This window comes from Acinetobacter sp. YQ_14, assembly GCF_043102985.1.
Lineage (GTDB): Bacteria > Pseudomonadota > Gammaproteobacteria > Pseudomonadales > Moraxellaceae > Acinetobacter > Acinetobacter venetianus.
On sequence record NZ_JBICJJ010000014.1, the window covers coordinates 58561 to 82392 of the forward strand.

At 41.7% G+C, this 23832-nt stretch carries 24 protein-coding genes; 3 read left to right on the forward strand and 21 right to left on the reverse strand.

Annotation, left to right across the window (positions count from 1 at the left end; all coding sequences use genetic code 11):
- Window positions 1-9 precede the first annotated feature (9 nt).
- The 7 genes from ACF8D3_RS07485 to ACF8D3_RS07515 form a co-directional block, all read right to left on the reverse strand.
- Window positions 10-1371, reverse strand: a complete 1362-nt coding sequence (locus ACF8D3_RS07485) for an MFS transporter (RefSeq protein ID WP_392470936.1) — start codon at window positions 1369-1371, stop codon at window positions 10-12.
- Window positions 1372-1489: 118 nt separating this feature from the next.
- Window positions 1490-2512 carry an enoyl-CoA hydratase/isomerase family protein gene (locus ACF8D3_RS07490; RefSeq protein WP_392470937.1) on the reverse strand — a complete coding sequence of 341 codons (1023 nt, stop codon included), beginning with the start codon at window positions 2510-2512 and terminating at the stop codon, window positions 1490-1492.
- Window positions 2513-2526: 14 nt separating this feature from the next.
- Window positions 2527-3300, reverse strand: coding sequence for an enoyl-CoA hydratase (locus ACF8D3_RS07495; protein ID WP_392470938.1), 774 nt, complete (start codon window positions 3298-3300; stop codon window positions 2527-2529).
- Between the two features lie 21 nt (window positions 3301-3321).
- Window positions 3322-4449 (reverse strand): acyl-CoA dehydrogenase family protein, encoded by a 1128-nt coding sequence (locus ACF8D3_RS07500; RefSeq protein ID WP_392470940.1) that lies wholly within the window; start codon window positions 4447-4449, stop codon window positions 3322-3324.
- A gap of 11 nt (window positions 4450-4460) precedes the next feature.
- Entirely contained in the window at window positions 4461-6110 is a 1650-nt protein-coding gene (locus ACF8D3_RS07505) for an AMP-binding protein (RefSeq protein WP_392470941.1), read from the reverse strand.
- Between the two features lie 85 nt (window positions 6111-6195).
- Window positions 6196-7086 (reverse strand): 3-hydroxyisobutyrate dehydrogenase, encoded by an 891-nt coding sequence (mmsB, locus tag ACF8D3_RS07510; RefSeq protein WP_392470943.1) that lies wholly within the window; start codon window positions 7084-7086, stop codon window positions 6196-6198.
- 12 nt (window positions 7087-7098) lie between these two features.
- Entirely contained in the window at window positions 7099-8616 is a 1518-nt protein-coding gene (locus ACF8D3_RS07515) for a CoA-acylating methylmalonate-semialdehyde dehydrogenase (protein ID WP_392470945.1), read from the reverse strand.
- 165 nt (window positions 8617-8781) lie between these two features.
- On the opposite strand from ACF8D3_RS07515, the gene ACF8D3_RS07520 reads away from it, so the two are divergent.
- Entirely contained in the window at window positions 8782-9663 is an 882-nt protein-coding gene (locus ACF8D3_RS07520) for a LysR family transcriptional regulator (RefSeq protein WP_392470947.1), read from the forward strand.
- Between the two features lie 75 nt (window positions 9664-9738).
- Here ACF8D3_RS07520 and ACF8D3_RS07525 read toward each other — a convergent pair whose 3' ends face one another.
- The 4 genes from ACF8D3_RS07525 to ACF8D3_RS07540 all read right to left on the reverse strand — a co-directional run bounded on the left by ACF8D3_RS07525 (window position 9739) and on the right by ACF8D3_RS07540 (window position 14117).
- Window positions 9739-11172, reverse strand: a complete 1434-nt coding sequence (locus ACF8D3_RS07525) for an amino acid permease (RefSeq protein ID WP_004882066.1) — start codon at window positions 11170-11172, stop codon at window positions 9739-9741.
- Between the two features lie 190 nt (window positions 11173-11362).
- On the reverse strand, window positions 11363-11722 hold the full coding sequence (locus tag ACF8D3_RS07530; RefSeq protein ID WP_061517514.1) for a RidA family protein: 360 nt from the start codon (window positions 11720-11722) through the stop codon (window positions 11363-11365).
- Window positions 11723-11732: 10 nt separating this feature from the next.
- On the reverse strand, window positions 11733-12836 hold the full coding sequence (gene alr / locus ACF8D3_RS07535; RefSeq protein WP_130133904.1) for an alanine racemase: 1104 nt from the start codon (window positions 12834-12836) through the stop codon (window positions 11733-11735).
- Window positions 12837-12860: 24 nt separating this feature from the next.
- Window positions 12861-14117 carry a D-amino acid dehydrogenase gene (locus ACF8D3_RS07540; RefSeq protein WP_004882071.1) on the reverse strand — a complete coding sequence of 419 codons (1257 nt, stop codon included), beginning with the start codon at window positions 14115-14117 and terminating at the stop codon, window positions 12861-12863.
- Window positions 14118-14256: 139 nt separating this feature from the next.
- Between ACF8D3_RS07540 and ACF8D3_RS07545 the strand changes: the two genes are divergently transcribed.
- The gene (locus ACF8D3_RS07545) at window positions 14257-14724 is read left to right on the forward strand and encodes an Lrp/AsnC ligand binding domain-containing protein (RefSeq protein ID WP_007478297.1); all 468 of its coding nucleotides are present in this window, start codon (window positions 14257-14259) and stop codon (window positions 14722-14724) included.
- Between the two features lie 124 nt (window positions 14725-14848).
- On the opposite strand, the gene ACF8D3_RS07550 is transcribed toward ACF8D3_RS07545, so the two are convergent.
- From ACF8D3_RS07550 to ACF8D3_RS07580, 7 genes are all read right to left on the reverse strand, one after another.
- The gene (locus ACF8D3_RS07550) at window positions 14849-15217 is read right to left on the reverse strand and encodes a ribonuclease E inhibitor RraB (RefSeq protein WP_004882076.1); all 369 of its coding nucleotides are present in this window, start codon (window positions 15215-15217) and stop codon (window positions 14849-14851) included.
- 126 nt (window positions 15218-15343) lie between these two features.
- The gene (locus tag ACF8D3_RS07555; protein ID WP_392470960.1) at window positions 15344-15826 is read right to left on the reverse strand and encodes a GNAT family N-acetyltransferase; all 483 of its coding nucleotides are present in this window, start codon (window positions 15824-15826) and stop codon (window positions 15344-15346) included.
- A 24-nt stretch (window positions 15827-15850) separates the two neighbouring features.
- On the reverse strand, window positions 15851-16516 hold the full coding sequence (locus ACF8D3_RS07560) for a pseudouridine synthase (protein ID WP_007478291.1): 666 nt from the start codon (window positions 16514-16516) through the stop codon (window positions 15851-15853).
- Between the two features lie 185 nt (window positions 16517-16701).
- Window positions 16702-17154, reverse strand: a complete 453-nt coding sequence (locus ACF8D3_RS07565; protein ID WP_023012608.1) for a hypothetical protein — start codon at window positions 17152-17154, stop codon at window positions 16702-16704.
- A 693-nt stretch (window positions 17155-17847) separates the two neighbouring features.
- Window positions 17848-18735, reverse strand: coding sequence for a DMT family transporter (locus tag ACF8D3_RS07570; protein ID WP_192413528.1), 888 nt, complete (start codon window positions 18733-18735; stop codon window positions 17848-17850).
- Between the two features lie 155 nt (window positions 18736-18890).
- On the reverse strand, window positions 18891-19856 hold the full coding sequence (locus ACF8D3_RS07575) for a carbon-nitrogen hydrolase family protein (RefSeq protein WP_392470949.1): 966 nt from the start codon (window positions 19854-19856) through the stop codon (window positions 18891-18893).
- Window positions 19857-19938: 82 nt separating this feature from the next.
- Window positions 19939-20754, reverse strand: coding sequence for a helix-turn-helix transcriptional regulator (locus ACF8D3_RS07580; RefSeq protein ID WP_392470950.1), 816 nt, complete (start codon window positions 20752-20754; stop codon window positions 19939-19941).
- Between the two features lie 67 nt (window positions 20755-20821).
- Between ACF8D3_RS07580 and ACF8D3_RS07585 the strand changes: the two genes are divergently transcribed.
- Window positions 20822-21181, forward strand: a complete 360-nt coding sequence (locus ACF8D3_RS07585) for an Mpo1-like protein (protein WP_392470952.1) — start codon at window positions 20822-20824, stop codon at window positions 21179-21181.
- Between the two features lie 65 nt (window positions 21182-21246).
- On the opposite strand, the gene ACF8D3_RS07590 is transcribed toward ACF8D3_RS07585, so the two are convergent.
- From ACF8D3_RS07590 to ACF8D3_RS07600, 3 genes are all read right to left on the reverse strand, one after another.
- A complete protein-coding gene (locus ACF8D3_RS07590) occupies window positions 21247-21825 on the reverse strand; it encodes a DUF4126 domain-containing protein (RefSeq protein WP_392470953.1) in 579 nt (192 codons plus the stop codon).
- A gap of 125 nt (window positions 21826-21950) precedes the next feature.
- On the reverse strand, window positions 21951-22094 hold the full coding sequence (locus tag ACF8D3_RS07595) for a zinc ribbon-containing protein (RefSeq protein WP_004637424.1): 144 nt from the start codon (window positions 22092-22094) through the stop codon (window positions 21951-21953).
- Between the two features lie 115 nt (window positions 22095-22209).
- Window positions 22210-23787, reverse strand: coding sequence for a hypothetical protein (locus ACF8D3_RS07600; RefSeq protein ID WP_392470955.1), 1578 nt, complete (start codon window positions 23785-23787; stop codon window positions 22210-22212).
- Between the last annotated feature and the right edge of the window lie 45 nt (window positions 23788-23832).

The following is a 23832-nucleotide window of genomic DNA, read 5'->3' on the forward strand; positions in this document are numbered from 1 at the left end:
TACATTCACTTAGGAATGTTCAGTCATCTTTGCATCCATATCCAATCTTTTTTCTACCGAATGAGCATGTTGGCTAGAATAGTGCTTATCCCTCGGCATAAAACTTGTCGCAATGATCGCAACAATAGCCATTGATCCGATATACAGCATAATGAGATAAGGATTTCCTCCACCTATGCTCAATAATTTTGTAGCGATCAATGGTGCAATCCCACCGCCAAGAACTCCCGCTAACTGTACCGAAATCGAGATTCCGCTATAGCGAATTTCCGCAGGGAACTGACGCGCGAACAACTGTGCTTGGGGTGCATACATAATCGGGAAAACCACACCGATTGCCAAGACAATTGCCGTCCAAACCAAGACGGGGTCTTTGGTATTGAGCATACTAAAGAATGGATAGCTATAGAGTGCCAACACGCATAGCCCAAACATGAACATATTGCGTTGACCGACTTTATCTGACAAATGTCCACATAACGGCGTCATAAATAAAATCACCACAGCACCACACATCGTTGCGAATAAAATGTCTTGTCGTGGAACACCAAGCTGAGTCGTGGTGTACGCCAATGTAAAGGTTGAAGCAAGATAAAACCAAGCATTTTCAGCGGCACGCGCTAGAATAATAGAAATCAATTGCTTCGGATGTTGTTTAAATACTTGTAAAGCAGGAATTTTAACCTCTTCCGCCTGCAGTTTTACTTTTTCAAAATCAGGTGACTCTGGCACTTTAACACGGATATACCAACCCACTGCCAGCAAGACAATACTTGCAAGGAAAGGAATACGCCAACCCCAACTGAATAATGCTTGTTCGGGTAATAATGAGACTAATCCAAGTGCAACTGATGCGAGTAATAAGCCGCCACCTGTACTGGCTTGAGGTAAACTGCCCCAGAAACCTTTACCACCTTCGGGTGCATGTTCAACGGCCATGAGTACTGCACCGCCCCATTCACCACCCATCGCCATACCTTGAATAAATCGTAAGACGACTAAGCAAATCGCCGCCCAATATCCAATAGACTCATAAGTCGGTAACAGTCCAATCAGTACCGTCGGAATCCCCATCAACATTAATGTTAATAACAACATGGATTTACGACCGATTTTGTCACCAAAATGACCAAATACCAAACCACCAAGAGGCCGTCCAATAAAACCCACAGCATAGGTGCCAAATGCGGCAAGAACACCTGTCAGAGGATCAAGATTTGGGAAGAATAATTTATTAAAAATCAGTGCTGCTGCCGCACCATAGATAAAAAAGTCATACCACTCAATCGTAGTCCCGACCATACTGGAGATACCCGCCAATCGATGGGATGACTTTTTAGAATTTGAACCGTTTCCATGTAATGTTTGCATCTTCATTTTCCTTTCTTGGAAATTTTTATTCTGAATTTTTATCCTTATGGTCCTATTGAACCATAAGCGAATTGCATGTCTTTACCTCTCCTTTAAGATCAATTGAATGGGTGAGTGATTAGCTCAATTTTTCTAAAATTTGCTCAAGTTCAAGATTCTGTTTTTTCCATTGTGGCTGTTTGTCTTTATCAACAATCAATGCACGTACCCCCTCAATGAAATCGCCATGTTCGAACCAAATATCCTGCAAATCACGTTCAAGTTGCATGCATTGCTGCAATGACAATCCGCGTCCGAGATGTTGTAGCTTTAAACTGGTCTGTTTAGCGATAAATGAGCGTTGTTGTAGGAGATTAAGCATTTTGCTTGCCCACGGCTGCAATTTTTCATCTTGTTCATTCGCCAGACTTTGCTCAATTTCATCCAAATGCTGGAAACCAAAATGTTGACGAATGGCATCCGACAACTGTTTTAGCTCACTCTCAGCAGGGCGTGTAATAAAGCAACTGACAATATGTTCGATATTTTGTTGATTAAGATTTTTTTCAGCGATCAGTGCATCTTGTAAAGCTTGAAGTTTTTCACTTGGTACATGGTAGTCGATCAGGTCTAAATAGAGCGCATCGCTACTACTGATTTGCTCGCCCGTGATCGCCATGTAAACGCCAATATCATCTAATCGAGATAGAAAATGGGTCGCTCCCACATCGGGGAAAAAACCAATTGCTGTTTCAGGCATCGCAAAACGGGACTTTTCGCTACTCACAATAATGTGGCAGGCTTGTGCCAAGCCAAAACCACCACCCAAGACATAACCATCCAGCAAAACCACCACTGGCTTTTCATATTCGCGGATTGTGGTCAGCATTTGATATTCGGCACTAAAATAAGCTTGGTGATCTGCCGTGCCTTTTTTATAGCTATCATAGAGATAACGAATATCTCCACCTGCACAGAAAGCTTTTGGACTATTCGACTTGATCAAAACAGCTTGAATAGCAGCAGCATTTCGCCAAAGTTCGAGTTGTGTACGAATCCCTTCGATCATTTCTAAAGATAACGCATTCAAATGTGTTACCCGATCTAAGCTGATGATGCCAAGAGCACCTTGCTGCTCAATGATTAAATGTTCTGCATTCATTTTTATCGTTCTCTTTATTGGTTTTTAAAGTTTGCCTGTCGCTTTTCTACAAACGCTTGCATACCTTCTTTTTGATCCGCAGTCGCAAAAATAGAATGGAACATGCGTCGTTCAAAACGTAAGCCCTCGGTCAAATTCACTTCAAACGCTCGATTAATAGTTTCTTTTAGCATCATGTTGGCAGTGAGTGAGCGTGTCGCAATTTGTTCAGCAGCTTTTAGCGTTTGTTCGAGTAAATCTTCTTTATTGAATACACGCGCAACCAGACCACTTAACTCTGCTTCCACAGCACCCATTTGACGTGCAGTCAAACACATTTCCATGGCTTTGGCTTTACCAATCGCATGAGTTAAACGTTGCGTACCACCGATCCCAGGAATCACGCCCAAAGTGACTTCAGGCAACCCAAATTTGGCATTCTCAGCACAATAGATAAAGTCACACATCAATGCCAATTCGCAGCCACCGCCCAAAGCATAACCACTTACTGCGGCAATCAGAGGTTTACGACGTTGAGCAATTCGATCTGCAAGATGAAAAAAATCATCAAAATAAATATCAGGAAAATTCAGCTCGGCCATTTCCTTAATATCCGCCCCCGCTGCAAAAGCTTTTTCAGAACCAGCCAACACCATACAGCCAATCTCAGCCTCTCTTTCCAGTTGGTCGAGGGCTTGATTCACTTCACTGATCAATTCACTGTTTAGCGCATTTAAGGCTTTAGGACGATTGAGGGTAATTAACCCAACACCATTACGCTTTTCCAATAAAATAGTTTGCCACTGCATCATTCAATCCTTGTTTGAGTTTTATAGACTACGTGCGATCACTAAACGTTGAATATCGCTAGTACCTTCATAAATCTGACAAATTCGTGCATCACGATAAATTCGCTCGATTGGAAAATCTTTCAGATAGCCATAACCACCAAAAACCTGTAAGGCACTTGAGCAGACACGCTCTGACATCTCAGAAGCAAATAATTTGGCCATTGATGCTTCATTCAAACAAGGCTGACCCGCTTCTTTGAGACGTGCAGCATAATGAGCTAGTTGTCGTGCAGCTTCGATCTCTGTTGCCATACTGGCAAGACGGAAGGCAATCGCTTGATGCTCGAAAATTGGTTTACCAAATGTCAGACGTTCTTTGGCATAGTGTGTTGCTTCTTCTAAAGCTGCACGTGCCAAACCCACTGCTTGTGCTGCAATTCCGATACGACCGCCTTCTAAATTGGCAAGTGCAATTTTCAGCCCCTCACCCTCTTTACCTAACATCAAACTTTTATGCACACGTACATCGGTCAATGCAATCTGACAAGTATCTGAAGCATGTAAACCTAATTTTTCTTCGACACGAATGACCTCATACCCTGTTGTATCACGCGGGACTAAAAAGGCACTAATGCCTTTTTTACCTGCGCTTGGGTCAGTCACGGCAAAGACGATAATCACCCCTGCATTATGACCCGAGGTAATAAACTGCTTTGCGCCATTCAGAATATAATCATCACCATCTTTAACTGCGCGAGTTTTGATGGCTGCAGCATCCGAACCTGTGTGTGGTTCGGTTAAAGCAAATGCGCCGATCATTTCGCCTTGGGCTAAGGGCTTTAAAAAGCGTTCTTTTTGCTCGTCATTACCAAACTTTAAAATCGGTACACAGCCCACCGAGTTATGCACACTCATAATGGTCGACGTTGCACCATCAGCCGCAGCCACTTCTTCCAGTGCCAACACATAGGCCAAATTGCCTGTGTCTGACCCACCCCATTGCTCTGGAACAAGCATGCCCATAAAACCAAGCTGCCCCATTTGCGCTAGTGCTGCTTTGGGAAAAGTGCCATCACGATCCCAATCGCTGGCATTTGGTTTAATTTGTTCTTGAGCGAAGCTTTTCGCCATATCACGAATTAACAATTGTTCTTCAGTAAATTGCATCGTTACTTCCTTTATCCTGCTTTTGCTTGTTGCTTAGCAATTTCCTGATTCCGCAATAAAAAACGTTGAATCTTGCCACTTGGTGTTTTGGGTAATTCCGTTACGAACTCAACCAGACGCGGATATGCATGTGCAGAAAGACGTTTTTTCACAAACTGACTGAGTTCCTCAGCAAGTGTAGCGGTAGACTGCACCCCTGTAGCCAAAATCACAAAGGCTTTCACCAACTCGGTACGATCTGGATCAGGCACGCCGATTACAGCAGCCTCGATAACGGCATCGTGTTCCAACAACGCACTCTCAACATCGAATGGGCCAATTCGATAACCTGATGTAGTAATCACATCATCACTACGCCCAACGAAACTCATGCTGCCATCACTGTGTAGTTCAGCGGTATCACCTGTTAAGTAATAATGACCAACAAAAGGTGATTTGCGACTTTCTTTATAGCCACCAAACCACATCATCGGCGATTGGCTGATATCCACTGCTAAAATCCCAGCAGTATCAGGCGGGAGTTCCTCACCCTGTTCATTGACAACTGCAATTCGATAGCCCGGACTAGGGAATCCTGCCGCACCCTCACGGATTTCATGGTGTAAACCATGATGGTTACACACCACCATGCCCACCTCAGTTTGTCCGTAATGGTCATAAATCGGTGCATCAAGTACCTGTCTAAACCAACGGATCACTTCAGGGTTGAGCGGTTCTCCTGCACTACTGACGACACGAAATTGTCCTTTTAATGCTGCCATTTGTGCGGGATCAGCAGCCATCATCATACGGTAAGCCGTTGGTGCTCCTGCCAAATTAGTAATCTGATAATCCTTCACGATTTGACACAGACTATCGGTGCTAAAGCCACCTTCGTAGAACAAAGTCGCATGCCCTAAGAATAACGGCCCAGTAATAGCGTAATACAAACCATAAGCCCAACCCGGATCAGCAATATTCCAAAACGCATCGTCTTCAGTTAAACCAATCGCATCTTGCATGTATCGACCAAAAGCAAGTAAGGCTTTCAAAGGCACTTCCAGTGGTTTGGCTGGCCCTGTTGTCCCAGAGGTAAACATCAATAAAAAGGGATCTTGAATATTACGCATGACCAATTCACATTGATCAGACTGCTGATTTAATACATGCCAAAAGTTAAAATCACTTGGATTAAGTGCTGCACCTTCAGCATCAGCAACCGTCACAATCGCTGGGCAATGTTCAACCTCATCAAGCTTGCTGCGATTGACCACATCCGTCACCACCAATTTACTTTGTGCAAGCTGAATACGATGTTCGATCGCTTTCGGGCCAAATGCCGTAAATAGAGGTTGATATACGGCACCAATTCGCCACGCGGCGAAGATTGTGACCAATAATTCAGGGGTTCTTGGCAATAATCCCGAAATGCGATCGCCTGCCTGCACGCCTTGAGATTTTAAAAAGTTAGCAAATTGGCTCGACCATTGTTGCAATTGACGAAAGGTATACTGCGCCTTACGCCCATCTTTGCCTTGCCAATACAACGCCACTTTTTCACCATCTACATGTCGGTCGCAACACTCAAAACACGCATTGAGTGCATCTAACGAACCTGACAACATTTTTTGAGCCTTACTTTCAAAATCAAAAGTTTGCGCCACATCTTTATAATTGAGCATCTCTATTCCCTCAGTCTGGATTTGTTGTTATTTACGACAGAGTTTCATTTATTGATTGAAAAGCCATCCTATGGCTTTGTATTGTTTAAGCTTCTTCAGGCAAATATTGGTGAATAATGCTCGAAAAATCTAAATGTGCATTTCCACGCATACACATTTGTTGATAGAGCTGCTGCACCATACCGCCTAATAGAATAGGCTGTTTGACCTGACCTGCAGCTTCAACAGCAAGACCTAAATCTTTCAGCATCAGTTGTGTCGCGAAACCGTCTTGATAGCCACGAGAAGCTGGAGCATTTTCGCTAATATGCGGCCACGGATTACACACATCTGAACTCCAACAGCGCCCACTTGATGTATTGATTACACCAGCCAATGCTTTTGGATCAATGCCAAGTTTCACACCGAGTGCCATGCCCTCAGCCACAGCAGTCATGGAAATACCGAGAATGAGGTTATTGCAGATTTTGGCAATTTGCCCTGCGCCAACATCGCCACAGTGGATGACATTTTTACCCATATGACCAAGCACTGCTTTAGCCGCCTGATAGGTGGACTCATCAGCACCTACCATGAACGTTAACGTACCTGCCTGAGCACCAATGGTTCCGCCAGAAACAGGAGCATCGCAAATCTTGATATTTTTACTGTGTGCAATCTCAGCAATATCTTGAATGGTTTTAGGATCAATCGTGCTGCTGTCGATACATAAAACACCTGCTTTCAATGCTTCCAGCACACCATTTTCTCCGAGATAAACCTCTTTGACATGCTTTGCCGCAGGTAGCATGGTAATCACCACATCCGCTTGTTTAGCGGCTGCTTGTGGACTGTCGCACACCACACCACCTGCTTCGGCAAAGTGCTGATTGGCCACTTCACTCAGGTCATAACCATAAACTGTAAGCCCTGCTTTGAGCAGGTTATGGGCCATTCGCCCACCCATATTTCCTAAACCGATAAAGGCGATATTCATCCCTGATTCCCCTTAACGTAAACTAATGGTGGTATTTACGCCGCCGACATCATTACTGTCTTCAAACCAACGACTGGTAATGGTTTTGGTTTGCGTATAGAACTGTACCGCTTGCTTGCCATACGGACCTAAATCACCCAGTTTTGAGCCTCTCGAACCTGTAAAACTAAAGAATGGAACAGGCACAGGAATTGGAATATTGATGCCCACTTGACCAATATCAATTAAGTTTTGGAAAGTACGTGCCGTCGCGCCACTTTGGGTAAATAAACCCACACCATTACCAAATGGGTTGGCATTGATCAAAGCAATCGCCTCGTCCAAACTATCGACCGAAATAATCGCTAGCACAGGCCCAAAGATTTCTTCTTTATAAATACGCATGTCAGTTGTCACGCCATTAAAAATCGTTGCGCCAACAAAATTACCCGACTCATAACCAAGCACTTGAACATCACGACCATCTAACAGAAGTTCAGCACCTTGCTCAACGCCACTGTTGATCAGATCCATTACACGGGCTTTGGCACGTTTTGAAATCACAGGACCAATATCTGTATTTGGCTCATGACCTGCATTTACTTTTAAGGTTTTGGCCTTTTCAACCAACTCTTGTACCCATTGCTGACTTTCGCCCACCATGACGGCAACTGAAAGCGCCATACAACGTTGCCCTGCTGCACCAAAAGCGGCACCGACTAAGGCATTGAGCGTTTGTTCTTTGTTGGCATCAGGCATGACCACCACATGGTTTTTTGCACCCATCATCGACTGCACACGTTTGCCATGCTGCCCTGCGAGGTTATACACATGGGTTCCAACTGCGGTTGAACCAACAAAAGAAATCGCTTTAATCAGCGGATTGGTACATAAGCGATCTACGACCTCCTTACCACCATGTACTACATTGAGCACACCTGCTGGAATGCCTGCTTGAATCGCCAGTTCGACCAACATCATGGTCGAAAGTGGATCTTGCTCAGATGGTTTGAGGACAAAAGTATTGCCACAAACGATTGCCATTGGGAACATCCACAATGGAATCATGGCAGGAAAATTAAATGGGGTAATCCCAGCACAAACACCCAAAGGTTGCTGTAATGTATAGGTATCGACACCACGAGCGACACCTTCGGTATATTCGCCCATCTGTAATGTACCGACTGAGCAAGCATGCTCAACCACTTCTAGGCCACGTTGAATATCGCCTTCTGCATCCGCCAAAGTTTTACCTTGTTCAGCGGTCAGCACGCGTGCAATTTCTTTCATGTTGGTGCGGATCAGGTCTTGTAACTTCAACATAATACGCATACGTGCTTGAATCGGCGTTTGACGCCAAGACGCAAATGCATCTTGAGCAGCTTGAATAGCAGCATCAACTTCCTGAACCGTAGCAAATGGCACACGACCAATCACTTCTTGAGTTGCAGGATTGACAATATCTTGCCATTGCTGTGTTTCAGACTCGATAAATTGTCCATTAATGAGTAGCTTTGCTGTTTCCAGCTCGATTTTCTGGATTGTATTCATAACCTCTCCATAGGCCTATTTTTATTGTGTTCACATTGTCGAAAATAGCGATTCGTCGTATTTTCTTTTTTTAACGTTTGTTTGAGACTAGCAAAGAATGCTTTGACCACCAACGCAAATTCATGCACGATTGATGTGCAAATATGCACAGGGAATACAATAAAAATGAAAGTGGATTGGGATCATCTACAATTTTTTTTGGTCTTGGCGAGAACCAAGACTTTGACCAATGCAGCACGGGTGATCGGTGTTGAACACAGCACTGTAGCGCGACGAATTCAGGCTTTGGAGCTGACTTTAGGCACGACGTTGTTTAAGCGAGAAGCTTCTGGCTATGAACTAACGATGGAAGGATTAGCTCTTGTTCCACGAGTTGAACAGATGGAACAGGCCTTTCTACAAATCGAAAAACCACATCAACCTTTGCAAGGCCGTGTGCGAATTGGCACACCTGAAGGTTTTGGTACAGCATTTCTTGCACGTTTACTTGCCGAGTTTTCGATTCATTATCCTTTGCTCACCATCGATCTTATCCCTGTACCCAAGATGATTAAGCTGTCGCATCGTGAAGCCGATATTGTGGTGTCAATTGACCGTCCTACATCTGGGCCATATATCATTACGCGGTTGTCAGACTATTCTCTAAAGATATATGGCAGTAAAAATTATTTAGCACAAAACCCACCAATTAGACGTTTAGAAGATTTAACTCAACATCGCTTCGTCAACTATATTGATGATCTGGTCTATAGTCCTGAACTGTATTGCTTAGAGCGCCTTCCTCTCAAACTGACAGCAAATTTCCGAAGCAGCAGTATTTTGGCTCAGCAAATTGCGGTCAGCGCAGGTGCTGGATTGGCAATTTTGCCCAAGTTTTTAGCACATGATAAAACCGAACTGAATGATATACTCGCTGAACAAGTCCGTTTTAATCATACCTTTTGGATGCTAACTTTCGTGGATTTACAGCATGAGCCACGGATCAAACTGGTTTGGGATTACTTACGTAAACAGGCTGATAAATATCAACATTTACTAGTCGATTAAGATACTAAATGGCAAATAGAAAAAGAGCTGATCTTTCGTAGTCAGCTCTTTTCATGGGAGATATGCAATAGTTGGTTAAGCTAGTTCACCACGAAGTTTGCGCATACGTGGCTTATATAATAATTGATAGGTCACCGCTAAAATGACCACCCACAATGGACTGACATACAATGCTTTTAAGGTGTCAGGCTCAAGTGCCAAAATCACCAAAGCAAATAGCAAGAACGCAATCACCACATAAGACATGAACACGCCGCCCGGCATTTTGAAATTTGATTGTGCATGTAATTCTGGGCGTAACTTACGATAGCGGATATAGCACACCATAATTAGACTCCACACACTGATAAATAGAATCACGCATAAAGAACTGGCTAAGGTAAATGCTTCCATCGTATTTGGGACAAAGTATTGAAGTACTGCGCCACCCATGATGAATACACATGAGAAAATCAAACCATTGGCAGGAACTGCACTTTTAGACAACCGACCAAACGCATTCGGCGCCTGACCATCTTTAGATAAGCCAAATAACATACGACTGGTAGAAAACACACCGCTGTTCATTGATGACATTACTGATGAAAGCACCACCAAGTTCATGATGATTGCAGACGTCACAATACCTGCATTCATGAACAACTCTACAAATGGGCTTTTATCTGGGCTGATGCTATTCCACGGTGTAACCGCCATTACCACAAGCAATGCAAGCACATAGAATAAAATGATACGAATTGGAATAGCATTGATCGCTTTTGGAAGGTTCTTGTGCGGGTCTTTGGTTTCCGCCGCGGTTGTTCCAATTAGCTCAACCCCGACAAAGGCAAATACGGCGATCTGGAAACCTGCCAAGAAGCCTTCAGCACCTTTCGGGAACATCCCGCCATGCGACCAAATATTGCTGAGTGATGCCACTGTGCCATGAGGTGCGGTAAAGTGACTGAAAATCATGTAGCCACCAATCGCAATCAAACCAATAATCGCGAGGATTTTAATCAGTGCAAACCAAAATTCGACTTCACCAAACAATTTGACTGTAAGTAAATTGAGGGCCAATACAAACAATACGCAGCCCGCACTAATCGCCGCCTGCCCTATCGGGGTAAAGGTTGTGCCATCTGGTAGCCAAAAACCGAGATAGTTAATCACTGCGGCCAAGTCGGCAATACCGACCAGTACCCAACCGAGCCAATACGTCCAACCCAAATAATAGCCAGCCCAAGGCCCGATTAAATCATGCGCCATATCTACGAAAGATTTGTACTGTAAATTTGCCAGTAACAGCTCACCGAGAGCGCGCATTAAAAAGAAAAACATGCCGCCAATAATCATGTAAATAAACAAGATGGATGGGCCTGCGAGGGAGATGGTTTTGCCAGATCCCATAAAGAGACCTGTACCAATCGCGCCACCGATAGCAATCAATTGCAAATGGCGATTGGATAATTTCCGTTGTAAGTCTTGAGGTGCTTGTTCACCTTCTGACTGATTATGAATAACCGTCATAACAAAAGTTCCTTTTACTACTTCCTAAATGGATTGGCTGCTTATTTATGCGCTATTCCCAGCTGTCTTTTAAAATAACCAATCCATTCTGTTTGCAAGAAAATACGTATCTGACTTAGTTTTAGCTATAGCAAATACGTTACTTTTCTTCTTTTTTAATATTCTTTAAGTAAAAATAAGGCTGATTGCCTTATTTTTGTGCTGCAACAACTGCAATTTCGATTAACCATTTCGGATTGACTAAATCCGCTTGAATGGTCGCGCGCGAGGGTGCGACACAACCTTTTAACCATTCAACCCATATCGTATTCACCGTTTGGAAATCCGATAAATCTTTGATAAACAGTTGTGCTGACAATAAACGAGATTTATCGGTATTGGCCGATGCCAATAACGTATCAATGGTCGCAAGCACTTCGCGCGTTTGACCTTCGATATCAAGATCTGCATTTTTGGGTACTTGCCCAGATAAATACACCACCTTGTTAAATACCGTTACGGCACTCATCACTTCATTGGTATTTATCTTTTGGATATCTGAATGAGACACTGTTCTTTCCTTATTGCTGATTTATAAATGAAACACGCGCAGTGACTCCACACATCAGTTCATAACCGACTGTGCCTGAAGCCGCTGCTACATCATCAATGGATAAAATTGTTCCTGTGCGGGATTTACCCCAAAGCACCACTTCACTGCCGACTTCAGCATCCTCAACTGGCGTCAAATCAACTGCCAACATATCCATGCTGACACGACCAAGAGTTCGCGTCCGAATCCCATTGACCAATACAGGGGTTCCAGTCGGTGAAATACGCTGATAACCATCGGCATAACCACATGCCACAATGCCAATCTTCATCGCTCTTTCCGCGACGAAGCTCGAACCATAACCCACGCTTTCTTTCGGATTGAGATGCTGCACCGCAATTAACTCACTGCGTAAGCTCATGGTCGGCGCAAGTCCCCAATCTTGGATGCTATGTTTGGGAAAGTCAGGAGAGCTGCCGTACAGCATGATGCCTGCACGTACATAGTTGGACTGAAGTTGATCTTGGTATCGTAGGATCGCAGCACTATTACTGACAGATCTTTCACCCGGAAGATATTGAATTGCAGCTTCAAATTCTTTGATTTGATAATCAATGCCGACATGCCCAAACCGCTCACCATCTGCATCAGAGAAATGCATCATATGGGTGATTTTTCCCACATTTGGGAGGCTATTTAGGTGTTGCCAAACTTTACGATACTGCTGTGGTTTAAAGCCTAAACGGTTCATTCCACTGTTCATTTTGAGAAAAATATCAAACTGGGCAGGATAAATGTGCTGCTGTAACCATTCGATCTGTTGCTCATTGTGAATGGTAAAACTAAGCTGATATTGAGCACAATCAAACAAGTCTTGAGGAGAAAAAATACCCTCAAGCAGCAAAATTGGGCCTGTCCATCCTAAAGCGCGTAATCGTTTGCCTTCTTCAATATCGAGTAAGGCAAAACCATCTGCACTTTTAAATGATGAATAGACACGCTCAATTCCATGCCCATAGGCATTGGCTTTGACCACAGCAAAAACCTTGCTGTTCGGCACGGACTGCCGAACAACAGCTAGATTCTGAGTTAACGCTTGCTGATGAATAACTGCGGTAATTGGACGAGGCATAATGAACTTCCTTGTAATTCGTTACTATGCCGCGTGTGAATAACGCTGAATCGATAAACCATCTGTACTGATGTCGGTACGATGATTTAACACAAGGTCACTGATCAGTTTTCCAGATCCGCATGCCATCGTCCAACCCAAAGTTCCATGTCCTGTGTTGAGGAATAGATTCTTATATTGTGTTGCTCCGATGATTGGTGTGCTGTCAGGGGTCATTGGACGAAGACCTGTCCAGAAAGATGCTTGTTTCAAGTCACCGCCTGGGAATAAATCTTGCGTCACCATTTCCAATGTTGCACGGCGATCTTGGTTGAGACCTAAATTAAAACCACTTAATTCAGCCATACCACCCACACGAATCCGCTGATCAAAACGTGTAATCGCAACCTTATAAGTTTCATCGAGTACCGTAGATTGTGGTGCAAATTTCGGCTCAACAATTGGAATCGTGAGTGAATAACCTTTGACTGGATAAACTGGCAGATTTAACTCTAGCGGTTTTAAGAAATCACGTGAGTAACTGCCAAATGCCAAGACAAAACGATCAGCGGTTAAAACGGCTCCATCGACCATAACGCCTTTGATCTCATCACCTTCAACGATCAGTTTTTCAACGTTTTGATCAAACTTGAACTCAACACCTAGGTCTTGCGCTAGTTTTGCCAACGCATTGGTAAACAGAAAGCAGTCGCCTGTTTCGTCATTAGGTAAGTGTAAGCCACCCACCAAATGATCGTTATGTGCCAATGCAGGCTCGACTGACCCGAGTTGTTGTGCATTTAATAAATCAAAATCAACGCCACACTCTTTGAGTACCTGAATGTCTCGCTGTACAGCTTCAAGTTGGGCTTCATTACGGAAAATCTGTAGCGTTCCTTTAGCGCGATTTTCGTAGTTAATACCTGTTTGTTCTCTTAAATCACGTAAACAATCACGACTGTATTCCGCCACACGCATCATGCGCTCTTTATTCACCGCATAACTTTGTGGGTTACAGTTTTTCAGCATCTGTGCCATCCACTGAAGCTGCCACATACTGCCATCAATATTAATTGCCAACGGTGCGTGATGTTGGAACATCCATTTAACAGCTTTAAATGGAATGCCGGGAGCAGCCCACGGCGTTGAATATCCTGGGGAGATTTGTCCTGCATTACCAAAGCTAGTTTCTTTGGCAGGGCCAGATTGACGGTCAAGTACAGTCACTTGAGCACCTTGTTGCGCTAGGTAGTAAGCACTTGCTACACCAATGACACCACTTCCTAAAACGATTACGCGCATAACAGATCCCTCACGCACACACTAGTTTATTTAACTAGTATATTTTTGGATCAATAGTTTATTTGACTGTTTTTATGCTTATAATCTAGGTAATTCATATTTTTTGTCATGCAAAAATTAAAATAAAAGGGAATAATCTATGCGTAAATTAGACCGTATTGATCGCCTGATTTTAGATATTCTGCAACGCGAAGGACGGATCGCGATTAGTGAACTGGCTTCTCGTGTCAACTTATCGACCACACCTTGTTCAGAACGTGTTAAACGCTTAGAACGAGAAGGGATCATCATGGGCTATTACGCTCGTCTGAACCCAGAACTGGTCGATCGTAATCTACTAGTGTTTCTTGAGATCAAACTTTCCGCAAAATCTGGTGATGTATTTGACCAAGTGGCTCGAGATTTGGTCGATATTCCAGAAGTATTGGAATGCCATTTGATTTCGGGTGAATTTGACTATCTTGTTAAAGCAAGACTCAAAGAAATGAGCGCCTATCGCCGATTGTTAGGTGATTTATTAAAAAAACTACCTGCTTCGGCCTCATCACATAGTTATGTGGTGATGGAAGAGGTGAAAGAAAGCTTATATCTCGATATGGGTGTATAAATGATTTAAAGCGCTTGAGGACGAATGATCCTGTTATTGAAATAAAAGCTTAGAGGAGATCCTTAAATCAAGAATCTCCAAATGATGACGAGCGAACTGATATTTTTAATCATTCAGGCTGCTGCTATTCATCTTCTTCATCATAGATATAGCTCATACAACCCCAGCCATCGTATTCACCGCCAAACTCTTGAGCGATACGGGTCATCCATTCTTCTAGATCTTCAATATCTTCATATTCTAGGATCATGTTGACATGGATATTCAGCACCCATAAATCAGAACCATCGGAATGAAGCTCCTCTTGATACAAGGAGATTTTTTGCTCTTGGTGTAATAAGTGCAATGCACACTTTTCCGCTTGTTCTTGTTTTGCAAAGACAACCGAAAACTCAACTTCATGCGGTTCGCTCAGGTCATTGCCATCTTCAACCATTTGCCAGAGTACATTGCCATTATCGTTATCAGGGAATTGATCATAGTCGCGTGTCATATGAGTATCCTTTGTTATGTTTTGGATTTGATTGTTTGGCTATAGATTAACCTATTTTTATGTCAGTTTTTAGACCTGTCGATATCATTATTGTAGTTAAAAAATAATCAAAATTGCCTTATAGAATCACTCAGCTTGACTGAGTTGGATCATCAGTAATACTTGATCTAAACAACGAATACCATGTTCATAGATTGCTTCTGGGTAATCTTTAAAAACATCGACCTCAATATGCGACATTCGGAAACCACATTTTTGATAGAGTGCCAACTGATCTAAGCTGGAATTGCCTGTTTTAACGATAATAGATGCTGTTGATCGTTGCTTCGCATATACAATCGCATGTTGAATGAGCGCCTTAGCAATTCCTTGCCCCTGAAAAGCATCCGCTACTGTTAAGTTTTTAATCTCAGCTTGATCATGATTTTCGAGCAAACATAGCTGCGCAATACATTCATTTTCGGCATTACACACGACAAAAATCTTCGCATCAAAAAGATATGTTGAGATGTGCTCCCAACTGGGATCAGCTTCTAATAAAAGTGCTTTCAATTGCGCTTGTTGTTCAGCAGTTAAATCTGTCCAATGCGTTTGCTGAATTGCCTGCATAGTATTTTCCATTTCTTCTCAATACTAAAATGGCACATCAGAGCGGATTTCTATCGCCTGCATGTTCAAGGGATGTTGAAATGCGAGATAAGCCGCATGTAATGCCATCCGTTTTAAATGAAATTTGGTAGGTTCGGGATGATAAAGTTTATCGCCCATAATCGAATGGCCAATATGCATCATATGCACGCGGAGCTGATGCGAGCGACCTGTCACAGGCTCTAAACGCACCCGACTTTGATCCTTTGCAGCATCATAATCCATCAACTGAAATAAAGTTTTGGCAGATTTACCTAACTCAAAATGCACCATCTGACGTGGACGATTTTCCCAATCCGTGATCAATGGAACTTCTACACTCCCTTCTGCCTGAATTTGTCCTTGAACCAGTGCAACATAGTATTTTTTGACTGTACGCGCTTGGAACATTTTACTGACTGCGACTTCTGCTTCTCGATGCTTGGCGAACATCAACAAACCAGAGGTCGCCATATCTAAGCGGTGCGTCACTTTGGCAGCTGGATATTTTTCCAAAACGCGTAAATAAGCACTGTCCTGATGCTCTGGCAATCGCCCCATCACCGACAATAAACCTGCGGGCTTATTGACCACCACTAAATCATCATCTTCATACAAGATCTCTAAAGGTTCTTGCGGTGGCATATAGATAAAATTGTCATTTAATGGCATGGGATATAAAACAGATTCAAAAAAGCCAAATGATTATAGCGGCTTATCTTGGGAATTTAACCATCCCGCTCGATAGAACAACCAAACCATTCGGCTACAATGATTTTTTATTTTTAGCAGGTGTGATGAATAAAGAATCTTTGATCTCATTTATTCATCTGGTTTCATGATTTGTTATTGATTCATTAAGAAGCCGACTTCATTGGCTTGCTTAAATTTTCACGATATAGCGTTTCTAGTTCCGCTATTTCACCATTCATAAATGCAAGCAGATATTCTTTGGCACGACTTTGCGTTAAATGTTTAAACGAAATACTGTCTTTTGTTTTCCGTGTCAGCAACCCAAAAACATCCTTTTTTGCAATTAAAACAGGAATATTACTTTCTAGTTTAAATTCTAAATGCTGCGTTTTGGCAAAAGCATCCAAGATGATTCGAATGGTTTGTCCTGAACGTTCATCTGTAACGATAAAACTGGTACTTGCCCCGTCTAATTGCAACTGACGTACCAACTGCTGTCGCCAAGCAACCTCATCAAATTTTTTCAAAATCGTTTCAATATCAAATGCGCCCAAATGATCAGCATCATTGCGGCCTGTTTGGTGCGGATAACGTATTTTTAGATCGAATTCATTCATTATTTTTCTGACCTATTCCAGTATGATCATCTTTTGATTTTAACTTTAGGCAAATTATATCATTTTGTTTTTTAATATAAAAACAGCGACTTATATTCAAAATTAGAAGATTTAACGATTTATTTCACATTCGATTTTAGTTTTCTTGATCTAGTTTTTATTATTTATATCTGATTGGTCATATTCTGTTGAGATTAAATTTTTTAGGGTATCAAGGGAAAACAGAGGTTGTTTACTTCAACACCTATGACTTTGTAAGCCATAACCTTTGCCTATAAACTTTTGATCTATAGCGTCCTAAGCCGAATCGAGACCTTTTGGGTAAGTACACACTTGCTTTGTAAGCGTCGGTGCATGCTACTCTTTTCGATCCCTTTCACACCCTTGCGATATAGTTTAGGGGGAAGCTGATGGGATTGTTTTCCTAAAAAATGGTATTTTTAGCCAATAATAAAATAATTTTGCATATCTATATTTATAATCCGAATTTTTTCCCATACTTCACAAATTAATCATATAAAAATTCTAATCAAAGCATATTTAATCGAAATTTTAATCATAAATCAGCTGAGGAAAAGCCGCATTTTCGAGATAAACTGAAAAATCATGCTCAAATTCGTATTGCCCTGAATACGCTAAAGCAATCTTTCCTGTCCAATGAATATTTTCAACTCTTGTTTCCGCATCATTCAACTATGCCCAAATCACCATAATCGCAGCCACAATCACCAACCACAAACCCAAATGATCTGTTTTCGCCAATTTTTCTTTAAAGAAAAAGGCTGAAATTAATAGGCTAAATAAAATTTCGACCTGACCAAGCGTTTTCACAATCGCAACCGTCTGCATACTCATCGCACTGAACCATCCCACCGACGCGAGAAAGCTACATACGCTGACTTTAAAGACCAAGCCGAGGCGTTGCCACATTCGATAAAGCGTTTCACGGCTGAAAATTCCCAAATACAGCAACATGATGATGCATTGAAAACTGATCAAACAGCATAATACCCACGCTGCACGATGCAGAAATGGCAACATACTCAGCTCTAAACTGGCTTCACGAACCAATAAAGAGGTGATCGCAAAACACAAACCACTACCCAAACCGATCATTAAGGTTTTCATTGAAAGTTCAGTATGCTGACGACCTTTACTTAATAGAAAGACTGCAACAGCACCGATCAGAACCCCTACCCAGCCCCATGTCGTGAGATGTTCCTGTAAAAAGATTACTCCAACGATTGCCGCTAAAATTGCTTCACTTTTGGCTAGTCCAACACCAATGGCATAGTTTTTTTGTTGAAATAACATCACCATCAAAGCAGTCGCAAAGATCTGACTCACGCCAGCAATGACAATGTAAAACCAAAACTTATCTGAGAAATGAACCGCTGCCGTGACAGGTTTTTGCATATACAGAAAAGCCAGATAACTAAAGGCAAAAAGCGGTGAAAATAGAAAGCGCGCCAGCGTTGTGCCATAAGCATCCACTGAAGTGCTGAGTTGTTTTTGAAATGCGTTACGCCAAGCCTGCATAAATGCAGCCATGATAGTGAATAGAATCCAAGTAAAAGCCATAAACGCTAACACACGATCAAAATGTGAGTGTAATTTACTCGCTTGAAGATGATTTTTCGAGCTTTGATTGAGAAAAATACTGTCTTTGCAACTCAGAAGCGATGGTTAAGATCACCATGCCCTCGCTGTTTGTTGAATGAGAAGCTAGCTTTGGTTTACTTCAACTGTTTTTGCCAAGGAAACTTTTTCAGGCGATGTCTCACACGATATATCAGTCCACCATGAAGATTGCCGACATGCCATGCTAATTTTGAAGTCAGCGTCATGTCAGGAATCCAATAACTAGATGCTAAAGGCTCGACAGGTTTAGGTTCAGCCAACTCAATCTCTGCGGCGATATAGCCCTCACCATCGGCTAAACTCATACGCGCTAAAATATTTCCAGCAGCATCACAAATCTGCGTTTCGCCCACCATTTCAGTTAACCATTTGACGTAAGGTAACATCGGCATATCACTCAAGATTTCGCCGACATGCGCAGCATGCACTACGGGAATACCTGTTAAGCGAGCCATTTGCGCTGGTAGCGCTTCACTTTGTTGTTTGTAAATTTCATGTTCACGACGCATCCAAGTGCCCAACACCCCATACCAATTGATTGGCATCGAATACCAACACATTCCACCTAAAATCAACTGTGCATGTTGTTCTCGAACACGTCTGGCGGTACGAAATCTTGCCCACTCCCAACCCGAGAGCAATGCAACCTTAGAGTTCAAGCTACTTGAATCCACAATTCCATCATCAGAACCACCGCGATAGAAATTTTGCTCCCATGCAGTTGGAATATCTTTGTCATGCAGATGATAATCGCCATTCCGCTCCACCATGACATAAGTACCATAGGTATGCCCGTCACGAATTGCCACGAAGCCACCTGTGATCACCACATTCAATTGCTTGGCTAAACGAATTAAAAGCTGTAAGGGCTGACCCTGCAATGGTTGTGGTGTCAGCAAAGCTTGTGGTGAATAGACATTTGGAGAAGTCATCGACTCAGGAAGTACGATCACTTCAGGCTTATGCTCTTGATATGCCGCTAAAATCAATTGTTCGAGTTTTTTTAAATTTGCTTCAACCTGTCCTAACTGCAATGCAGGTTGAATGGCGACGATTTTCATATCTGTAGTTCTTCTGAGTGTTCATGAAAATCTTAGCATCAAATCTTAGAAATACTTTGACCGAACTCTTTCAATGCTTAGTTTATTTTTCAGTAGTGTCATCACTGATAAAAGTGGTATTGGCTTTCAGCATCGACGGCGCAAAATCCACCATACGGCGTAATGTTCGAGTGAAATGAGCTTGATCTGCAAAGCCTGATTCCACTGCTATCTCAATCAAAGTTTTGCCCTGCATCCACAGCTTGATGGCATAGCGGATACGCAACCACAAGATATATTGCCGCATAGATAGTCCAAGTTGCTGACTAAACAGATGCATCAAGCGTGACTCTGATAGTCCAACCTGTAACGCAACATCTGCGATGGTTGGAATTTGATGGGGCACACAGCGTTTGATGTATTCACAAGCGTGCAAGATGCGTTGATCCCACGGTAAATAAGCAAGAGGCTTGGGATTTAAAACGACTAAAATATCCGAGACCAATTGTTTTGCTTGCTCTAGGCTGAGCTGTCCTAACATGAGTTGCCGAAAGCGTTGTTGAAATAACCCAAGTGCGGATGCGGCTAAGCAACAAAATGCATTCCCATTCAATAATGGATGCAGATAGGCATACAGTATATGATCAGGATCAATCAAAATCGCAATATAAGGCTGATTTTCTGAATCGGTACTGTGCGGCAGATTAGATGCCATCACCACAACCTCATGATAACTGCGGGGCTGCTCATCCACTGTGATCGCAAATGGTGTACCACAGCTAATTTGTAGCAATGCTGGAAAATGTGCGTGCGCTTTATTCAAATGTTCTTGAGTCACATAAATAATCACACCATCCCAAGCATAGACCAAATTTTTGCTCTGCTTTGCTGAATCAGATTCCTTTTGTTGAGATAGCATATTCGTTCAAGACCATTTTGGGTGGAGTGTTCAAAATAAATACGACTTAAACGAATGGAGCAGTCGTATGTCTCACAATACTCAAGAACTCATGAAAAACAATACTGAGCAGATGGAAGCCAGTGATGTTCGTTATAAAACCCTAGCTGAATTTTATCCTTTTTATCTTTCGCAACATGAAAATGCGACTTGTCGTCGTCTGCACTTCGTAGGGACAAGCTGCGTGATTGGTATCGCTGCTGCATCTGTTGTGACTGGAAATGCCAAATTACTTTGGGCTTTACCTTTGGTCGGATATGGCTTTGCGTGGGTCGGTCATTTCTTTTATGAGCATAATAAACCTGCGACCTTTAAGCAGCCGTTTTTTAGCCTTGCTTGCGATTTTATTATGTATAAAGACATTTTATTAAAACGTGTGAAGTGGTGATAAAACGTGGAAACTTTCACTCGAAAATACAGTTTAAGTTTCCGTAATTTTCTTGTCTTTCAATTTTATGATGTTGAATGACCCATTTGTTCCTGCTTTTTAGCACGTACCCAACGTATCACTACAATCACAAGAATAATCACCAAAACCGTAATCACCACAGGCATCACAAATGTCAAGATTGATAAGACAATTGACCCAATCAACTCACCTGTTGCCACCACAAAATTACCCAGTCCACCAGTAGTTGCAGTTGAAACGCCACGTGCAGCTACGGTACTCATTTGCACCACGCCTGCTGTTCCACCACCCACGATCAGCGCAGCTGCCCACGTTGCAAACTGTGACATTTCTCCACTACTGACCGCCATCGTACTGAGTGTACCTGCCACTACAGCAGCAGGCGTAGCGATGGTATCTAAGAGATTATCGACCCACGGCACATAGTAAGCTGCGATTTCACAGATGGTTGCAAATCCAAGTGCCGCGCATACAGCAGGGATCGCTAACCATTCAAAACCTTTTGCAGGTTCATACCAGCCCATCAGGGTTGCAATGCTCATCACCAATAAAGGAACAAAGACACGAAAACCACAGGCTGCGCTTAATCCTACGCCGATACAAAGTCCTAAAATTGTTTCCATCTGGGTTTTCCTTATTTTTGTCAGATATCGCTATCTTGTTATTTCATATTTTAAAGTAACAAAAAAGCCCTATCGAGTGACAGGGCTTTCATCAAAACAGTGGGTAACTGTTTGGTGTTTGCGGCTTAGGCATTCTTACTGTTGAATTGATTGCCAAGGCATTTGGTACACGGAGGTAAACGATCAGTACCAATTTCTAAATAGGTGCGGTGTCCGCATTGGACACAAAAATAGAAGCCAGTTCCAGGTTTTTCGCCAGCAGTTACCATCTTTGTTCTCCATAGATTTTAGAAATGGTATATATACTATAGCGTGATAGTTTTGATTATTTATTGACCTTTCTGACAAATAGTGGTGGCTGAAAGGTAATAATTAAATACTCTACTAAAAACTTTTCCCCATTAATTCATTAAATAGCGCTACAAAACCTAATAAAAATCTATTAAAACCATGACGATAGTTATTATCAAGAACCTCATATTTTTTTATTTGTTTTTCATATTCCGTACCCTTCCTATGAGCAACACCAGATGATCGCAGTGCTTGAACACCTCTGAGCAACTCTTGAAAATCATCAAAATTTTCAGAGCCCTCTATTAATTTCAAAATCAATGAAATCGATTTTTCGTTTTCAACATCTAAAAATTTACTTAGATCTTTGATGTTTACAGAATCAATTGTTGACTTTGCTAACCCTAAAATTTGATTATCAAATTCTGATTGTTCATTTGATAATAAAGTTCTAATAGAATCAAAAAAATGTGTATCTTTCTCTGTCAAAGGTAAAAAGAAGTTCCAACCATATTTTTGTAACCAGTACTCTTGAAACTCATTAAATTTAGCTTTAAAAATATGTTCAGCCTTTTCAGAATCATAAAAATTACCTAAAAAACTTCTTTCAAAATTTGCTCTGCTAATTTGTCTACCATCAGGAAGAATATTAAAACTTCTCCAATAAATTTGCTCAACTTCAGGTAAATCCTCTCCTAAGTCGCCAAGAAAAACCGAAATATGATCATCAGAATTATTATCAAATCTCAATCGCCATATGCCATTTTTAATTAAATATCCATCTTGGATTTTATATTTTGAACTTCCATAGTACTTTTGCATTACTTCATTTTTAAAAAATACAGAAGTTAAATAATGAGGAGCCTCAGGATTTTTACCGAAATAGTTTGATAATTTCTCAGGGTTTGAAGTGTATTCGATTGGTGCATCCTCATCCCCTCCAATTATAAACGATTGATATTTTTTTATCTTTTCAAAAGGCCAAATATTACAAGTATCTACAGCCTCACAATTAAATAGCTTTTTACCACAAATTCTCAAAAATCTTGAGTATCTTTTTACATAAGAGTCGCCGCAGTAAATACTGTAAGTCCAATTGCTCTCTTTAATTTCTTTTCCTAAACTTATCTGATCATTTGTGTGCCAAGTTGATTCAAAATATAGCACCAAATTCATTTGCTTAACTGCCATGAAGGATTTTAAATATTTTCGCTTTATTTTTATCTCATTTTCTTCTACTTTGATAACTTGAATAGGTTCACCAGAATCATCAAAATCTAGGTAAATATTTTGACTACAATCATAGAAAAGATTATATAAAAGTCTAAATTCCTCTAATATCTCACAATAATTTTCATATATACCATTGAATTCTCTTCGCAAAACTAATCTCAAAAATGGATCATCTATGTTTAAATTATAATCAACCTTATTTTCACCATCTTCAGAAGTACAACTAAACCCCGCCCCACCTGTTCCAAATCCGACATCCCAACCTGTGTTACTCATAGCTTGTTCTGTAGAGTCTATGGCAACTAAAGCACAATACATGCCTGAATCTTCATCGCTATCACCTATAGGTATTAACTTATATACCGTTACCCAAGATTCATCTCCATGCCTATGCCTAATAAAATTTTCATACTCTTTTAATTTCTCTATCACTTGCATAATTTACAATCAAAAAAACCCTACTCTAAAGTAGGGTCTTTTTTA

Excerpts from the sequence above, each read along its gene's own strand:
- ACF8D3_RS07585 (WP_392470952.1), top strand. The coding sequence starts at position 20,822 with ATGTCTCACAATACTCAAGAACTCATGAAAAACAATACTGAGCAGATG.
- ACF8D3_RS07550 (WP_004882076.1), bottom strand. The coding sequence starts at position 15,217 with ATGACACGCGACTATGATCAATTCCCTGATAACGATAATGGCAATGTA.
- ACF8D3_RS07540 (WP_004882071.1), bottom strand. The coding sequence starts at position 14,117 with ATGCGCGTAATCGTTTTAGGAAGTGGTGTCATTGGTGTAGCAAGTGCT.
- ACF8D3_RS07545 (WP_007478297.1), top strand. The coding sequence starts at position 14,257 with ATGCGTAAATTAGACCGTATTGATCGCCTGATTTTAGATATTCTGCAA.
- ACF8D3_RS07525 (WP_004882066.1), bottom strand. The coding sequence starts at position 11,172 with ATGACGGTTATTCATAATCAGTCAGAAGGTGAACAAGCACCTCAAGAC.
- ACF8D3_RS07565 (WP_023012608.1), bottom strand. The coding sequence starts at position 17,154 with ATGAATGAATTCGATCTAAAAATACGTTATCCGCACCAAACAGGCCGC.
- ACF8D3_RS07490 (WP_392470937.1), bottom strand. The coding sequence starts at position 2,512 with ATGAATGCAGAACATTTAATCATTGAGCAGCAAGGTGCTCTTGGCATC.
- ACF8D3_RS07505 (WP_392470941.1), bottom strand. The coding sequence starts at position 6,110 with ATGCTCAATTATAAAGATGTGGCGCAAACTTTTGATTTTGAAAGTAAG.
- ACF8D3_RS07590 (WP_392470953.1), bottom strand. The coding sequence starts at position 21,825 with ATGGAAACAATTTTAGGACTTTGTATCGGCGTAGGATTAAGCGCAGCC.
- mmsB (WP_392470943.1), bottom strand. The coding sequence starts at position 7,086 with ATGAATATCGCCTTTATCGGTTTAGGAAATATGGGTGGGCGAATGGCC.
- ACF8D3_RS07560 (WP_007478291.1), bottom strand. The coding sequence starts at position 16,516 with ATGCCATTAAATGACAATTTTATCTATATGCCACCGCAAGAACCTTTA.
- ACF8D3_RS07600 (WP_392470955.1), bottom strand. The coding sequence starts at position 23,787 with ATGCAAGTGATAGAGAAATTAAAAGAGTATGAAAATTTTATTAGGCAT.
- ACF8D3_RS07495 (WP_392470938.1), bottom strand. The coding sequence starts at position 3,300 with ATGCAGTGGCAAACTATTTTATTGGAAAAGCGTAATGGTGTTGGGTTA.
- ACF8D3_RS07555 (WP_392470960.1), bottom strand. The coding sequence starts at position 15,826 with ATGCAGGCAATTCAGCAAACGCATTGGACAGATTTAACTGCTGAACAA.
- ACF8D3_RS07520 (WP_392470947.1), top strand. The coding sequence starts at position 8,782 with ATGAAAGTGGATTGGGATCATCTACAATTTTTTTTGGTCTTGGCGAGA.
- ACF8D3_RS07575 (WP_392470949.1), bottom strand. The coding sequence starts at position 19,856 with ATGAAAATCGTCGCCATTCAACCTGCATTGCAGTTAGGACAGGTTGAA.
- ACF8D3_RS07500 (WP_392470940.1), bottom strand. The coding sequence starts at position 4,449 with ATGCAATTTACTGAAGAACAATTGTTAATTCGTGATATGGCGAAAAGC.
- ACF8D3_RS07580 (WP_392470950.1), bottom strand. The coding sequence starts at position 20,754 with ATGCTATCTCAACAAAAGGAATCTGATTCAGCAAAGCAGAGCAAAAAT.
- ACF8D3_RS07595 (WP_004637424.1), bottom strand. The coding sequence starts at position 22,094 with ATGGTAACTGCTGGCGAAAAACCTGGAACTGGCTTCTATTTTTGTGTC.
- alr (WP_130133904.1), bottom strand. The coding sequence starts at position 12,836 with ATGCCTCGTCCAATTACCGCAGTTATTCATCAGCAAGCGTTAACTCAG.
- ACF8D3_RS07485 (WP_392470936.1), bottom strand. The coding sequence starts at position 1,371 with ATGCAAACATTACATGGAAACGGTTCAAATTCTAAAAAGTCATCCCAT.
- ACF8D3_RS07515 (WP_392470945.1), bottom strand. The coding sequence starts at position 8,616 with ATGAATACAATCCAGAAAATCGAGCTGGAAACAGCAAAGCTACTCATT.
- ACF8D3_RS07570 (WP_192413528.1), bottom strand. The coding sequence starts at position 18,735 with ATGGCTTTTACTTGGATTCTATTCACTATCATGGCTGCATTTATGCAG.